The sequence below is a fragment of the Fischerella major NIES-592 genome (assembly GCF_001904645.1).
Lineage (GTDB): Bacteria > Cyanobacteriota > Cyanobacteriia > Cyanobacteriales > Nostocaceae > Fischerella > Fischerella thermalis.
The window spans coordinates 1-14,610 of record NZ_MRCA01000015.1 but is presented as its reverse complement, the minus strand read 5'-3'; the positions used below and the strand labels follow the sequence as shown (position 1 = coordinate 14,610).

Here is a 14,610-nt window from a genome sequence, read left to right as displayed (position 1 = left end):
ATATAAAACTTTCTCTTTTTAAGATGCTTTTACTGACTATCTCTTAATAACTTTTCTAAACCAAACCAAAACCTATCTAGCCCAGTAGCCATCATCTTTGCACCTTCCATAGTTGGTGTTAGTAATTCTGGCGATCGCATCAAAATAAACTTGGTGAGTTCTCGCGCTTCCTGGGCATGTCTTTCTTCCACACCTTGGGAAAAACATTCCGCAAAATATGGTTCTTCTTTAATAAGAGGAAAAGAATGAGAAAGACTATTCATTAAAGCCCGCATCCAATCATCTGCAAACATTTCGATTACACACCAAGGCCCTAAAGACTTGGGGTATATATTCTGCACTAAAGAAACGAAATCAGCAGTCATGGGATCGAGTTTTTTTTGCAAATCATCTAAACTACCAAAATCTTCATCTGCAATCAACAATTCTGCCCCCATATTCCTAAAGGCCCGACTCAATTGATAATGATGGGTATCACTATCTTTGAGACTATCATCATCACTAATAATTCTCAGCTTCCGCACCCGTAAAGCTGGACTATCAAGGTGTGGAACAAAATAAACCATCACCCTAGTAGCATGGCAAGCTGCTTGATATCTTATATATAAATTTCCTAACAAATTGGGAGAACAGAGTTTTTCTGGTGAGAATTTTGCTAGACAAGCAAAAAAAGAATGTTTGGATGGTAAATGCATTTGATAAATTTCATCTAAGAAACGAGAAAATTTCATTCCTATATCCTGATTTTGCATAACTTGTTTTAATTTTAATTTAATACTTCTCATAAAATCCATATGATAACTAATAAGAATTTTTGGTAGTGGAAATTTATAATTATTTAAGAAAATTCTCTGATAATTTTTAAAGTCTAGTTGGGAAACAATATTTTTGTTAAACATACCGATCATATAAAGTAAAAAGCACCAAGATGCAGAGTACACAGAGGCAGAGGAATTTGAGAGTTTTTGCGTAGCTTTAGAAAGCAAAATATATTTCAATTAATTATTTGTCAATTTTATTTCCTTTCTGACTCTGCGCTCTTTTTACCTGGTGCGGTTTAATATCCTCTCAATTTCTATATCAAATAGTAGTTAAGCTTGTGTTACGCTATCTGCATTTGAAGTGTGGAGGTATCTGCAAATGACAAAGTTGCGGGTAGGGTTGTTGTTTGGTGGTTGTTCCGGCGAACATGAGGTATCGATCACCTCAGCAAGGGCGATCGCAAAAGCATTGAGTTCAGGACAAAATACCAGTAAATATGAAATTTTGCCTTTTTACATTCAAAAAGATGGACACTGGTTGGCAGGAGATACACCGCAACAAGTCTTAGCTTCAGGAAAACCACTGTCATTGCCTAACTCTGAAACTGCAAGTTCCCAATCTCTCAGTCGTTGGGAATTTCCTCCACAAGTTGGGGAAGTCGATGTTTGGTTTCCCATTCTGCATGGCCCTAACGGGGAAGATGGTACAGTGCAGGGTTTACTAACTTTAATGCAAGTGCCCTTTGTGGGTTCTGGAGTGTTAGGTTCAGCACTGGGAATGGATAAAATAGCCATGAAAATGGTTTTTGCCCAAGCTGGATTACCACAAGTTAAATACAAAGCAGTGAACCGTTCCCAAATTTGGTCAAATCCTTGTGTTTTTCCCAAACTTTGTGATGACATTGAATTAACTTTGGGTTATCCCTGTTTCATCAAACCTGCAAATTTAGGTTCATCGGTGGGAATTGCCAAGGTGCGATCGCGTCAAGAATTAGAAGCAGCATTGGATAATGCAGCCAGTTATGATCGCCGCATCATTGTAGAAGCAGCAGTCGTTGCCAGAGAATTAGAATGTGCTGTTTTAGGAAACGATCAACCCAAAGCTTCAGTGGTAGGTGAAATTACCTATAAAAGTGAATTTTACGATTATGAAACTAAATATACAGAAGGTAAAGCAGATTTAGTCATTCCCGCAGCAGTGCCAAATGCAGTTACTCAGCAAATCCAGGAAATGGCCTTACAAGCTTTTGCGGCTGTTGATGCTGCCGGGTTGGCGAGAGTAGACTTTTTCTATGTAGAAGCAACAGGCGAAGTATTGATTAACGAGATTAACACCCTACCCGGCTTTACAGCCACAAGTATGTATCCCCTACTTTGGCAACACAGTGGTGTTTCTTTCCCAGAACTGGTTGATCAATTAATTCAACTAGCTGTTGCAAGGTACTCTTCTGTGGAAGTAGCAGCATCAGATTAGTGATTTTCTTGGTAATACTTAAGTAGTAAATAATACTAAAAAGTGAGAATAATTCGGTTTGGGTAGTCTTATTCTTTATAAAAAGGCTACTTCAATCCGAAATTCTGTTACGGATACGTGATCGCTGACTCCTCCAGTACAATTATTGACAAGAGGGGTATACATTTGAAAGTAGTCATGAAAAATACTCAAGATGTACAGCAGCCATTGGAGGCAAAAGCACCCGTAACTGAGGCTGTAAAAAGTGGATCTGAACTACAAACAAGCAAAAACTCTCTACTATATCTGTTAGTCCAACACCCTTGGTTACTATTTGTTGGAGCGTTACTGGCTTTGCTCAGTACTACTGCTATAGCAGTGTACAGTCTTGGTTACGTAGGAAGTGCAGAGCGTGAAGAACCAGAATTTGTACAACTAGAAGCAGAATCACCGATCAATACAACCCCTCAAACCACCAGAGCGTCCAATAATCCTATTTCCTTACAGATGATAGCAGCGATCGCTCTGAGTTGCGCCAGTGGATGCTTTGTCGTTTTTCTCTTGCTCAACCGTCCGAAACAGCAAAAAGTTCAAAAACATCTTCATCGCCCTCAATTACGCTGGAAACAATGCCGTCAAAAGCCCCAAGAACCACTTCCTACCAATAATTTAGCAGTGTTTGTACCACCAGTACCCGAATCTTCTCAGACACCTCCAGAAGCAAAAAAACCCATAGTTACTGTTTTGCCGCCAGAAGCAGAATTTAATAAAGATGGCAAAGACTCTTTAGCAAGTATGATGGATATTCGTAAACAGACTTCTTTGTCTGCATTGTTGCGTGAGTAAATTCTTAGAATAGTCTTTAAAAAGTAAAAAGAAATGTATAGAGTCCCCATAAACATATTTAGGGGATTTTATAGGGGAGTATTTTATCTTGCAGCAGCTTTTCACTTCGCCAAGAAATGAATTTTAAAAACTCATAGATAGGTAGGTTAGGTTTCACTGTGTTCAACCCAATAAATATAAGAAAAAGTAAACCTTAAATTTTAGTAGCGTGACACAGTTAAATTTGTGCATTAATAAAGCGCACCAGTCACAAAGAACACAAAGTCCTATGAAATATTAAAGAGGAAGTTTCAATCATTTTCCTCTATGGAAATTATGTGCATTTTCCATAAGATACTAGTGATTTGAACTAAATAATTGCCATTCTGCCAAAATCAAATCCTCAGATCAAAAAATTATATTTACCTACTACAAATACCAACCATTATAGATAGGGGCTATAGCTCATGAAGGGTCATACCACCCACTCTAGATATTAGCTAAAACTTACAAAATCTAGGTAATTATCTAAACGATATAAAATTAACAAATGTCTTTCTTAGCCTTTATATAGATAATCATAAACAGTGTTCAAGACGCTACAAAATTTTGGTAAAATTATAATTTTCTGTGAATAATAGGTATTTTTTTCAATTTTTTTTGATGAAAAATACTTGCCAATCTGGCAACTCAGCTCCGATTTATTCAGCTAAATTAAATCCAAGATAAACGACTTCAAGGGTGTTGTTATCAGGGTGTACCACAATAGAATATCTCTTATGTGGTATACCTCTACTGAATTATTTAAAGGCAATTTCAAAATATATCTAAATATGATATGTACAAAAATTGCCTATTGAAATAAAAATAGTTTACACAAAATTAAACATTATTATAGAGGGTATTGATGATGACTTATTAGCTGTTAAATGTTGATTTTTCCTAATAACAAGCAACAAAAAATAAATACGCAATTAAATTTGACATTTACCACACCAGGAAATTACATATGTATTGGCGTTGTTGTTCCACACTTAGCCCCCTAAACAAATAACAACGCTTGTGCATATTCCTGTTCTCTTCAGTGGTAAATGTTTGGGTGGGAGTCAAAAGCGACTGGTATGCTGACTCCCACTCTTTTTTTGGCGTTGCAGAGAAAGCGGGATGCTTTTGAATTGTTATAAACGAAAAAATCTAACTTCTTCGCGCACTTCGCGTCTTCGCGGTTCAAGAATCCATCCCAATTTTATGCAACGCCCTTTTTTTATAGGAAGGTGGGGAGATGGGGAGTGTGAGGGGTAGTAAGCCATCAACAACCAACCACTAATGTACAGACGCGATGTTCCTCGCGTCTCTACCCACCATCAACAACCATCAACAACCAACAACCAACAACTAACTAACAGAATTGTGTATCCTGCAAAAATTCTAAGATTGCTGCATTTAGGACTTTGGAAGCACCAGTGGAAGCATCATGACAGCAGTTAGGCAGAATTTCTAACCTAGAATTAGGCAGGTGTTGATGCAATTTTTCTCCATGAGTAGCAGGAAACCAACTATCTTGTTTTCCCCACAATACTAATGTCGGACAGTGGATAGAACTAAGATGATTTTGGATTTTGCTCAACAAATTGGGTTTATTTGCTTTTAGGTTCTCAATTTCCCGTACTGCTATCTGTACCTCTTCGGCTACTTTGGTGAGAGTACCCCTGAGTTCTGTGTATGGATAAGTTATCCAGTAAACATCTTCCTGTGTTAAAACAGATGGATCAAATAGCACCCGACGCCGTTCTATTGCCATTACTTCTCTTACCAATGGAGCTAGTAAATTTGCTAAGGCTAATGTATCTATTGCTTGTATCACTTCTAACGGAATTTGAGCAAGCAGTGACATGCCCCAATGGGGAAGACTTTCGGCAAAAATTGGTACATTTACTACTACTAACCGTGCTATTAGTTGGGGATATTCTTGAGCTAGAGCCAGAGCAATTAATCCACCTAAAGATTCTGCCACAATTGCCACAGGCTCATCAGTTAGTGATTGAATAATTCGCTCGAATTCTATAACTTGATGACCACTGTGTTCTCTGCGTAACAATGGTTTTTCGGAAAATCCATACCCTTTGGCATCAAAACAAATTACGCGAAAATGTTTGGATAAAGGCTGAATACTGTGACGCCAATTATAACTCCAGCTACCCATGCCATGTAAAAAAAATATAGGTCTACCAGTACCTATTTCTCCATAAGCGATTTGTACAGGATAACCATGAGCATCAGAAATTGTAATACTTTGTCGTCCTTTAGGAAAAGTAACTTGCCACCAATCTTTCATTCTTTTTGTGAAAACTCATTTAACTACCAGTTAAGGCTCCCCACAGCAGTCTCATTATTATCACAGGCAATGCTACTAATACAATGGCAACAAATAGTAATCCAATTAAAACTGCGAATACAAACCACTTATTGGCACTTTGATTTTGACTAGGAAACCTTAAATATTCTTCTAGCAGTCTGACATTACGCTCATTTGCTGTCCAAGCAAAGTCAAACAAATCTCCTAATACTGGTGCAGTACCCGCCAAACCATCAATGATGATATTAAACACCATTCTCCCTAAGGTTCTTGCTGGCACACCCAGGCGCGCTGCTTCTAGGATAATGTAAGCAGAAAGCATGACACCTAAAAAATCACCACCAACGGGTATAAGTCCCAAAATTGGATCTAAACCAATGCCAACACGTGTTCCAGGAATAACAATGGCTTTATCTAGCAGGCGGCTAAGCTGACGTAGACGCTTGAGGGTAGGTGCTTTAGCTTCAGGATCAATAGTGGAAAAGCGACGAGATGGCTGAGACATGGAAGCGATCGCGTGTCTGTGATGAAATCCTAAACATTCTACTCCTATGCTGGGAGTTTGCAAGTATTTTTTGCTATAAGTAACAATATTTACAAAAAAATTTGGTAGTCGGTAGTTGGTAATTGGTAATTGGTATTTTTCTTCTCCATTACCCATTACCCATTACCTATTACCCATTACATTATTATGAGTCAAGAATTAACACAGCAGTGGTTAAATGAAATCCAAGCGTTGAAACAGCAAGTGGCACATTTGCAAAAAGAACGGGATGCTGCTTGGGAAAGTGCAGAAAAATGGCGAAAACTCTATAACACTGAAGCAGAACAACGCCGTACAGATGCTCAACTCTCCAAACAGGCGATCGCATCATTGCAAGTACAAATTCAACGTTTACAAGGTATTGAAGTAGCACAACTCAATGATGGTGCAGCGACAGCAGCTATTCAGCAAGAAATAGCCCAAATTCAATCAATAGAGGAATTAAAAGCTAAACTAGTTGCTACCATCAAAGAACGCGATCGCTTACAACAGGCATTGAAAAATGAACAAGATGAACATGCCCAAACTCGTAAAAGCCTAACTACCGCCTTGGGCGATGCTATTGATAGTCTAACGCGCCAGCGCACACAAACAGGGAAAGAAACAGAGAAGATTTAACTGTTTCGGCGTAAGTTTTCCAATAAAACTCTGATTTCTAGATAGAGGCAATTGCTGAATTGCCTCTACAGCGTGTAGTTTGGCAAGTCCTAAAAAAAGAATTGCATAAATACAAACAAGGAATTGAAAATCCCACCTCTTAATTTTAAAAATGGGAGTTAACCCAGTTCTTCCCCAGATGGCGAAAGTTCACCTGCACTGGCACTTTTGAGCGAAGCAGGTAAGGATTGAGAATTGCCAGCGTATGGCTGAGCTAGTTTAGAACGCAACTGACGCATGAGGCTACCCATTTCCAAGGCTGACATAGCATAGTCCCAGCCATGATTACTTTTGATACCAGCCCGTTCTAAAGCTTGTTGCATGGTATCAGTCGTCAAGATGCCAAAAACTACTGGTACACCAGTTTGAAAGGAAGCAGCAGCAATACCTTTTGCCACCTCAGAGGAAACATAATCAAAATGAGGTGTTTGTCCTCGGATGACAGCACCCATACAAATGATGGCGTCGTAGCGTCCAGAAAGAGCAAGTTGGCGCGCTACTACTGGAACTTCAAAACTCCCTGGAACCCAAACATAATCTACTTGAGAACCATGAGGATCAACATCGACACCGTGGCGTTTCAAGCAATCTTGACACCCCTCTAGTAGCTTTGTGGTAACTAGATCATTGAATCGTCCAATTACCAATGCAAACCGCAAAGGTTCTGTCTGCGTAAAAGTTCCCTCGAAAACTGCCATGACCGCCTCTAAATCAACTATACTCTTGCCACTATATACATTTCTTCTGTTAAGACAACAGGAGCAAAGAAGATGGGGGGATGGGGAACTCACCGACTCGTGGAGGGGATTAGGGAGAGTGGGGAGGTGGGAGGAGTGGAGATGTTCTGTTTGTCTTCCTTTTCCCCTGTGTCCCCCATGTCCTCCTTGTCTCCCTTGTCCTCTGTTTCCTCCTGTTCTCCTTTTCCCCCGTATCCTTTGATTGCTCCTGTTGCCCCTGTTGTTTTTATGCTATTAACTAGTTGTGTGTGGCGGCAGTTGCTTAAACTACGAAAAAGCTCAAGAGTGCAACTAAAATTACTAAGCCAATCCAAGCACCAGAACCAAGCCACAGCAATTTTTTCGACTCATTCCAGTTTTGCGGAGTGGCATAAGCAACAGGAACGCCAATCACCATCGCAAAAGACACAAGTACCAGAGCTAGCAAAGCAATTTGGAATATAATACTCATTTTCCCTTCTCCCAAGACAGCGAAGATTCTTAAAGATAGAATATTTACAGGGTTAAACCAATGTTCTTCCTTATTGTTAAGCTAGCAGAAATTGCAACATTTTAGTCATTTGTCCTTTGTCATTTGTCATTAGTTCAATGACTAACAGAGCATCCCAATTTTTCCAAAACACAAAACGAAGTAGCTCAGATTAAGGCTCTGTGTTCCTTTGCGTTAGCCTCTGCGTTTAAATATGCTCCCATGACCAATGATTAATGACCAAATCACTAATGACTAATGACTAAACTATGGATTTAATTCTTTGTCATACAACAGCTGATTTTGATGCCTTGGGGGCGGCGATAGGGCTGACACGTTTGCTCCCAGGTAGCAAGTTAGTGTTAACTGGCGGCGCTCACCCACCAGTGCGTGATTTTTTGGCATTATATCGGGATGAATATCAGTTGATTGAACGGCGTTCTGTTAATGGGAAAAAAATTCGTTCTCTGACTGTAGTAGATACTCAATATCGCGATCGCCTGGGTAAAGCAGCAGAATGGTTAGATTTACCCCATATTGAAGAAATCATAGTTTATGACCATCACCTCGAGCAACATGGTGATATCCCCGCAACAAAATTACACATTGCCCCTGTAGGTGCTACCACAACTCTGATAGTGGAAGAATTGCAAAAACAGCAAATTTCCCTATCGACAGCAGAAGCAACGGCTATGGCGCTGGGTATCCATGTTGATACAGGTTCGCTGACCTATGACCACACTACACCACGAGATGCCCTCGCCTTAGCTTGGTTGATGCAGCAAGGAGCAAATTTATCAGTTGTTGCTGAGTATGTAGAACCTGGCTTATCTCCCCAATTACAGCAGCTATTATCAGAAGCACTTGACAATTTGCAATATTTATGTATAAGAGGTTGTACTATCGCTTGGGTAACACTGGTAACAGATGGTTATGTACCAGGTTTATCGAGTCTAGCCTCCGAATTAATGGAGTTGACAGAAATAGATGCTTTATTGTTAGCGAACAAATATTCTGTCGGCGAGGATGACTCACGCTTAACAGTAATTGGGCGATCGCGAATTCCTGATGTCAACCTCAACCAAATCTTTCAACCATTTGGTGGCGGTGGACATTCGCAAGCAACATCACTAAATCTGCGGGGTGTAAATTGTCAAGAAATACTCAATCAGCTATTGGAAGGATTAAAAGCGCAAATACCCCATCCACCTATAGCACGAGATTTGATGTCATCCCCGGTTCGTACGATTCGCCCGGATACCACAATTGAGGAAGCACAGCGAATTTTATTACGCTACGGACACTCTGGTTTATCTGTAGTCGATGCCCAAGGCCAATTATTAGGTATTATCTCGCGTCGGGATATAGATATTGCTCTGCACCACGGTTTTAGTCATGCACCCGTCAAAGGTTACATGACGATCAACCTGAAAACAATTAGTCCTGATACTACCTTGCCAGAAATTGAGTCATTAATGGTGACTTATGATATCGGAAGATTGCCTGTATTAGAACACGGGCAATTAGTAGGTATAGTCACCCGCACTGATGTGTTGCGGGAGTTGCATCAGCAAAATGATAGCGAGAGAGGGAGAGAAAGGGAAGGGGGAAGACAAGGAGAAGAGGATGTTGAGATTCCGACATTGGGAGAATTGCGCGATCGCCTGAATCCCAAACTCTGGGAATTACTCACCAAAGCATCTGCTCAAGCTAAGCAACGGGGTTGGCATTTATATTTAGTGGGGGGAGCAGTACGCGACTTACTTCTGGCTAAAGAAGCATCTGGCAGCTTGTTAATTCAAGATATCGATTTAGTAGTCGATGGGTTTCACAAAGCCGCAGATGTCGGTGCTGGTGTAGAGTTAGCTAAGGCACTCCAGCAACTTTACCCAGCAGCACGGCTAGAGATTCACGGTGCTTTTCAAACTGCTGCTTTACTTTGGCACAAAGATCCAGAATTAGATTCTTTATGGGTAGATATTGCTACTGCTAGAACAGAGTTTTATCCTTATCCAGCGGCAAACCCCGAAGTCGAAGCTAGTTCTATTCGCCAAGATTTGTATCGGCGTGACTTTACCATTAATGCCTTAGCACTGAGACTTACGCCTCCTCGGGCTGGCAAACTTCTGGATTTTTTTGGTGGTTTGCTAGATTTACAAGCAAAGCAAATTCGTGTTTTACACGCCAACAGTTTTATTGAAGATCCCACCCGCATTTATCGGGGTGTACGCTTTGCCGTGCGTTTTGGATTTAAAATTGAACAGCAAACAGAAGAATATATCCGTTATGCGATCAACAGTGGTGTTTACGATCGCACTACCAAAGAAAATCATAAAACCCCTGCACTGCAAACCCGCCTGAAAGCAGAAATTAAACACATCCTGGAAGCAACCTATTGGCAAGCTGCTTTAGAGTTACTCGGAGATTTGGGGGCGTTACAGTGTATTCATCCGAGTCTGAAAACACTAGATGAAGAGTTATTGCGGCAATTACGTTTGCTAGAACGCTGTTTACGCAAATTTGATCCTGAACAAACTCTGCTGACTCACTGGCAGATGCGCCTAGAAGCCATGATCGCTTATCTCGCCCCAGCATATCGTGCAAAGGTGGCAAAGAATCTGCAATTACAAGAAGATAGCATTGAGCGCTTGCAAAAATTAGCTCAAGCACAAATTGAGATCACAAATGCTCTACCCACTTGTCAGCTTACTAGCCAAGTGGTGAAGTTATTAAGAGCCTACGATTTACCAATGCTGATTTTAGTGGCTTTACACAGTTCCCGCCCTATTAGAAAGCTCCTGTGGCATTATTTAACAGTTTGGGCGAATATTGAGCCTATTTTAAATGGTAATGATTTGAAGAAACTTGGTTACAAACCGGGGCCACAGTATCGGCAAATGCTCGATGAGCTACTGGCTGCAACCTTGGATGGAGAGATTCGCGATCGCACTCAAGCAGAGAAATTTTTGGCACAACACTATCCACAGTAGTTTATTGGGTTGAAGTTGGTTCCACTCGTTGTTAGCTTGCGATTCTCAACTGATGAGTAGCTGTTTGCTTGGTCTGTGCCATAAACTGAAAAAGCAGAAGTGCACTCGTCAAAATATACCCTCTGCCCTCTGCCACGCCACGTGCTACAACGGAGGGAACCTCCAAGGGCGCAGTGGCTCCTCTGCCTTCTGCCCTCCTTCAAAAATCGTAGCTATATATAACTTAAAGCAGCTTTGCGTTTGCTCTCAGTCTGATAGAATATCTAGGTTGTTTAATCTGATTCCGTCCGTCTTTGAGTCAGTCAATAGACCTTATCAACATCGATACATTAGCCCAAGAACTGGCGACCATCCAGCAAACTGGTTCTAAACGAATCGCCTTATTGGGTTCCCGTCATGTCCCGATTACACATCAAAATCTGATTGAGATGATGACTTACGCCCTGGTTTTGTCAGGCAACCAGATCATCACCTCTGGTGCAACGGGTACAAATTCAGCTGCGATCAAGGGAGCAATGCGGGCCGATCCCAAATTGTTAACTGTGATTCTGCCCCAAAGCTTGGAACGCCAACCCTATGAATCCCGCCTGCAACTCGAACAAGTTATGCATTTGGTGGAAAATCCTAGTAACGATCATTTGTCCCTCGCAGAGGCTAGTTACCTGTGCAATAAGGAGATTGTCTCCCGTTGCCAGCAATTAATTTGCTTTGCGTTTCATGACAGTGGTACTCTGTTGCAAACTTGTCAAGAAGCAGAAGAAAATAGAAAATTGGTGACGCTGTTTTACTTCGATTAGTCATTAGTTCTCATGCCAGCGGTACATTCCCTCCAAAACTTATTAGGAGTGAGTTTTGTCAACTGTAAGACTAGTGACTCTTAAGTAATGGCTAAGCGTAAACATGATGGACACATTGTAAGTCAGGAAAACTGTCTTGCAAGTGTCCTTGGGTTGGTTTAGCTGTTAACAAGATAAGCAGCTAATTTAAATTTTGGATTTTGGACTGGGAATTTAATTTTTTACAAATAAATATTATAAATTTTATTTATGTTGATGCAATTATTGCCGTCTCCTGTTTCTGCAATTTTTCTGTATGCGATCGCTGCTGCGGCTGTGCTGATTTATCTACCCTTTATATTGGTAAGCTATGCCCGTGCGCGTGTAGGCTATGATCTATATGCTCCCCGTGCTATGTTTGATAAACTGCCACCCTATGCTCAAAGGGCAACCTGGGCCCATCAGAACTCTTTTGAAACATTTATGATATTTGTTGCCGCAGCATTAATGGCATACATCACAGATGTAAATTCTCCTACAGCAGTAAGAGCAGCCATTGCCTTTTTAGTAGCACGATTTTTGTACTCAGTTTTTTATATTTTAAATATTCCCATTTTGCGATCTCTCATGTTTGCTATCGGTTGCCTGAGTACTGCTACGATTTTTGTACTAAGTATAACCAAAGCTACAAGTTAGTTATTTTTTTGTTGTTTGTTGTTTGGAAAAATCATTAACAACGAACAAGTAACTAGCAGCTACCAATTCTTAAAAACCAACCATCTACTACTTTTTTCCTATGGCTTCTACATATTCCTTTGATATTGTGAGTGATTTTGACAGACAAGAATTAGTTAATGCTGTCGATCAAACTGCGCGAGATATTAAAAGCCGTTACGACCTCAAAGATACTCAAACTACAATAGAGTTGGGTGAACAAAGCATTATTGTTAACACTGATAGCGAATTCACCTTAGAATCCGTACACAATATCTTGCGAGAAAAAGCCGCCAAGCGCAACCTTTCTCAAAAAATCTTTGACTTTGGTAAAATTGAATCAGCTAGTGGCAACCGTGTTCGTCAAGAAATCAAATTGAAAAAAGGCATTAGTCAAGAAATTGCCAAGCAAATTTCTAAGTTAATTCGTGACGAATTTAAGAAGGTGCAAGCCTCGATTCAAGGTGATGCTGTGCGTGTCAGTGCAAAAAGTAAAGACGAGTTGCAAAGTGTCATTCAACGTATAAAACAAGAGGACTTTCCTGTAGCTTTGCAATTCATAAATTACCGTTAAATTCGGTGAGTTGTGATTTGTTAGGTGCTACTTGTGAGTTGTTAGTTGTTAGTTATTAGTTGTTAGATAAACAATCAACAACCAACAACCAACCAAATATTTATCTACGAGAACCGATAGTTGCTTGAAAAGCAGGGCGTTCAGACAGCCGTTTCATATAGGTGAATACAGCGGGGTAGGAACTCAAGTCTATCTTTAACATAATGGGAATAAAAGATAAAACTGACCCTACAGCAATATCAGCAACAGTAAATTTTCCACCTACCAAAAATAGTTGACGTTGGAGAATTTCGTTGAGGGGAGTCATCAGACGAGGCATTTCTCGCTCACGATTGGTTTCTACAAATATGCCTGTAGCCAAGGTGGAATTAGCAAACAAAACCCACTGAGTTATTTTTGCTCTTTCTTCTGGCGAGTGCTGGAATTTACCATACTTTTCATCCAGATAAAGTAAAATTGCTCCTGATTCCCAAAGTTGCAAGTAACCATCAACAATTGCTGGCACTTTCCCCATTGGGTTAATTGCTAAGTATGCTGGTTGACGATGTTCTCCAGCTTGCATGTCTAGCTTGACAAATTCGTAGGGGATTCCCAATTCTTCGAGATACCATTGCACAATTGAGGCACGACTACGAGCGGCACCGTAAAGTTTCAGCATAGATGTATTGTTGGTTGTTGGTTTTTTGTTAGTGGTTAATAGTTAGCGGTTAGTGGTTGGTTGTTGGTGGTTGTTTGGTGCTTGTTAGTTGTTAGTGGCTAATGACTTACTACTCCCTATCACTCCATCTCCCCATTCCCCCTAATCCCCACCAGGGGTCGGTGAGTTCCCCACCTCCACTAAAGAACCTTATGAGTGTGGGAATGCTGTTTGACGTTGTCTTCTTTGGTGACAACTCGAGTTGCGTTCAGTACACGTTTGCGTTCGGTGGAATATTGAAAATCTGTATAGGTAGTGCCAATAGGGACTAAGGATTTTGCCTTTTCCTTGCGCTTGTAGGTGCGTGCAGCTGCAAAAGTGCGTTGCACAAATTCATCACTAAACTGAGCTGTCTCCGGAAAAAGGGATGGCTTTTGCAGTCTATCACCTTCTACAACAGTTCCTAAAGTTGTGGCACAAGCAAATTTGTAGGAAGTAGGAATTCCTTTGACAAGTGCTTCTAAAGCAGCCGAGGGAATAGGTTCTATAACTTCGACTTGATGAACTTCTCCGTCTTCTTTGATGAAGCAGGTAGCTAAACCGATGACTACGTAATCTTCGCTTGTGAGATCAGGTGCATTGGGGTAAGAAACTGCTGTTGCCATAAGAATTTGTTTTCAAAACTATAAGTTCAACCAAATACAGTCTGAATGGTTTGTTGGCATTCACTCTAGTACTTTATCCCTTTTACCAATTCTTTGAACAACAATTTAACAGCTTTGGCAGCGACCTCAAGGGGCGACAAGCAAGTTAAAGTGCTTGCTGTATCAGCTTCATAGCCCTTAAACCTCGCTAATAATATGCCTACTTGTTGCAAATGGAACCGACTAGTTCATTCTCAATAAGCACCTAATTTTCAGGGGTTTGTCTCTCCTAAACCTTTAGCTAGTAGCTAGCTTGGTTTAGAGGCGGTTTAGAGGCGATTATCGCCCCTTGAACAAAAAAATAACAAAAGCCCCGTCTGTTGTTTAGCAAGCAGAGGGGGCTTTTTGATGATTAAAACCTGGCATCGAGCTATTTTTGCAGGAGGTGTCCCTCCAACTATCGTCGCCGCAGC

14 protein-coding genes are annotated in these 14,610 nt (G+C 40.7%); 7 read left to right on the top strand and 7 right to left on the bottom strand.

The genetic code is table 11. From position 1 onward, the window contains the following. Positions 1 to 29: 29 nt before the first annotated feature. On the bottom strand, positions 30 to 731 hold the full coding sequence (locus NIES592_RS20160; protein WP_256678182.1) for a hypothetical protein: 702 nt from the start codon (positions 729 to 731) through the stop codon (positions 30 to 32). 409 nt (positions 732 to 1,140) lie between these two features. Here NIES592_RS20160 and NIES592_RS20155 point away from each other — a divergent pair, with 409 nt between their 5' ends. Together NIES592_RS20155 and NIES592_RS20150 are read left to right on the top strand one after the other, a co-directional pair. Further along, positions 1,141 to 2,235: a D-alanine--D-alanine ligase family protein gene (locus NIES592_RS20155; protein WP_073556710.1), complete on the top strand. Its 1,095-nt coding sequence runs from the start codon at positions 1,141 to 1,143 to the stop codon at positions 2,233 to 2,235. 177 nt (positions 2,236 to 2,412) lie between these two features. Then, a complete protein-coding gene (locus tag NIES592_RS20150; RefSeq protein WP_073556709.1) occupies positions 2,413 to 3,060 on the top strand; it encodes a hypothetical protein in 648 nt (215 codons plus the stop codon). Between the two features lie 1,378 nt (positions 3,061 to 4,438). On the opposite strand, the gene NIES592_RS20145 is transcribed toward NIES592_RS20150, so the two are convergent. Then, the gene (locus NIES592_RS20145; RefSeq protein WP_073556708.1) at positions 4,439 to 5,374 is read right to left on the bottom strand and encodes an alpha/beta fold hydrolase; all 936 of its coding nucleotides are present in this window, start codon (positions 5,372 to 5,374) and stop codon (positions 4,439 to 4,441) included. Positions 5,375 to 5,393: 19 nt separating this feature from the next. Then, entirely contained in the window at positions 5,394 to 5,900 is a 507-nt protein-coding gene (locus NIES592_RS20140) for a DUF4112 domain-containing protein (protein ID WP_073556751.1), read from the bottom strand. Positions 5,901 to 6,086: 186 nt separating this feature from the next. On the opposite strand from NIES592_RS20140, the gene NIES592_RS20135 reads away from it, so the two are divergent. Then, complete coding sequence (locus tag NIES592_RS20135) at positions 6,087 to 6,557, top strand: hypothetical protein (RefSeq protein WP_062249868.1); 471 nt, start codon at positions 6,087 to 6,089, stop codon at positions 6,555 to 6,557. Between the two features lie 158 nt (positions 6,558 to 6,715). On the opposite strand, the gene ribH is transcribed toward NIES592_RS20135, so the two are convergent. Further along, the gene (gene ribH, locus NIES592_RS20130; RefSeq protein WP_009460012.1) at positions 6,716 to 7,294 is read right to left on the bottom strand and encodes a 6,7-dimethyl-8-ribityllumazine synthase; all 579 of its coding nucleotides are present in this window, start codon (positions 7,292 to 7,294) and stop codon (positions 6,716 to 6,718) included. A 301-nt stretch (positions 7,295 to 7,595) separates the two neighbouring features. Then, positions 7,596 to 7,784: a photosystem II reaction center protein PsbZ gene (gene psbZ, locus NIES592_RS20125; RefSeq protein ID WP_016871356.1), complete on the bottom strand. Its 189-nt coding sequence runs from the start codon at positions 7,782 to 7,784 to the stop codon at positions 7,596 to 7,598. 287 nt (positions 7,785 to 8,071) lie between these two features. On the opposite strand from psbZ, the gene NIES592_RS20120 reads away from it, so the two are divergent. The 4 genes from NIES592_RS20120 (at position 8,072) to NIES592_RS20105 (ending at position 12,856) form a co-directional block, all read left to right on the top strand. Then, positions 8,072 to 10,792: a CBS domain-containing protein gene (locus NIES592_RS20120; RefSeq protein WP_073556707.1), complete on the top strand. Its 2,721-nt coding sequence runs from the start codon at positions 8,072 to 8,074 to the stop codon at positions 10,790 to 10,792. 293 nt (positions 10,793 to 11,085) lie between these two features. After that, positions 11,086 to 11,589, top strand: coding sequence for a hypothetical protein (locus tag NIES592_RS20115; RefSeq protein ID WP_009460015.1), 504 nt, complete (start codon positions 11,086 to 11,088; stop codon positions 11,587 to 11,589). A 249-nt stretch (positions 11,590 to 11,838) separates the two neighbouring features. Next, entirely contained in the window at positions 11,839 to 12,264 is a 426-nt protein-coding gene (locus NIES592_RS20110) for an MAPEG family protein (protein WP_062249864.1), read from the top strand. Between the two features lie 100 nt (positions 12,265 to 12,364). Further along, a complete protein-coding gene (locus NIES592_RS20105; RefSeq protein WP_062249862.1) occupies positions 12,365 to 12,856 on the top strand; it encodes a YajQ family cyclic di-GMP-binding protein in 492 nt (163 codons plus the stop codon). Positions 12,857 to 12,956: 100 nt separating this feature from the next. On the opposite strand, the gene NIES592_RS20100 is transcribed toward NIES592_RS20105, so the two are convergent. Both NIES592_RS20100 and NIES592_RS20095 read right to left on the bottom strand, forming a co-directional pair. After that, positions 12,957 to 13,514 (bottom strand): glutathione S-transferase family protein, encoded by a 558-nt coding sequence (locus NIES592_RS20100; protein ID WP_073556706.1) that lies wholly within the window; start codon positions 13,512 to 13,514, stop codon positions 12,957 to 12,959. A gap of 179 nt (positions 13,515 to 13,693) precedes the next feature. Then, entirely contained in the window at positions 13,694 to 14,158 is a 465-nt protein-coding gene (locus NIES592_RS20095; protein WP_073556705.1) for a hypothetical protein, read from the bottom strand. Positions 14,159 to 14,610: the final 452 nt, after the last annotated feature.

What these genes read in the sequence shown, in the direction of transcription:
- NIES592_RS20160 (WP_256678182.1), bottom strand. Translation starts at nt 731, where the DNA reads ATGAAATTTTCTCGTTTCTTAGATGAAATTTATCAAATGCATTTACCA.
- NIES592_RS20155 (WP_073556710.1), top strand. Translation starts at nt 1,141, where the DNA reads ATGACAAAGTTGCGGGTAGGGTTGTTGTTTGGTGGTTGTTCCGGCGAA.
- NIES592_RS20150 (WP_073556709.1), top strand. Translation starts at nt 2,413, where the DNA reads ATGAAAAATACTCAAGATGTACAGCAGCCATTGGAGGCAAAAGCACCC.
- NIES592_RS20145 (WP_073556708.1), bottom strand. Translation starts at nt 5,374, where the DNA reads ATGAAAGATTGGTGGCAAGTTACTTTTCCTAAAGGACGACAAAGTATT.
- NIES592_RS20140 (WP_073556751.1), bottom strand. Translation starts at nt 5,900, where the DNA reads ATGTCTCAGCCATCTCGTCGCTTTTCCACTATTGATCCTGAAGCTAAA.
- NIES592_RS20135 (WP_062249868.1), top strand. Translation starts at nt 6,087, where the DNA reads ATGAGTCAAGAATTAACACAGCAGTGGTTAAATGAAATCCAAGCGTTG.
- ribH (WP_009460012.1), bottom strand. Translation starts at nt 7,294, where the DNA reads ATGGCAGTTTTCGAGGGAACTTTTACGCAGACAGAACCTTTGCGGTTT.
- psbZ (WP_016871356.1), bottom strand. Translation starts at nt 7,784, where the DNA reads ATGAGTATTATATTCCAAATTGCTTTGCTAGCTCTGGTACTTGTGTCT.
- NIES592_RS20120 (WP_073556707.1), top strand. Translation starts at nt 8,072, where the DNA reads ATGGATTTAATTCTTTGTCATACAACAGCTGATTTTGATGCCTTGGGG.
- NIES592_RS20110 (WP_062249864.1), top strand. Translation starts at nt 11,839, where the DNA reads ATGTTGATGCAATTATTGCCGTCTCCTGTTTCTGCAATTTTTCTGTAT.
- NIES592_RS20105 (WP_062249862.1), top strand. Translation starts at nt 12,365, where the DNA reads ATGGCTTCTACATATTCCTTTGATATTGTGAGTGATTTTGACAGACAA.
- NIES592_RS20100 (WP_073556706.1), bottom strand. Translation starts at nt 13,514, where the DNA reads ATGCTGAAACTTTACGGTGCCGCTCGTAGTCGTGCCTCAATTGTGCAA.
- NIES592_RS20095 (WP_073556705.1), bottom strand. Translation starts at nt 14,158, where the DNA reads ATGGCAACAGCAGTTTCTTACCCCAATGCACCTGATCTCACAAGCGAA.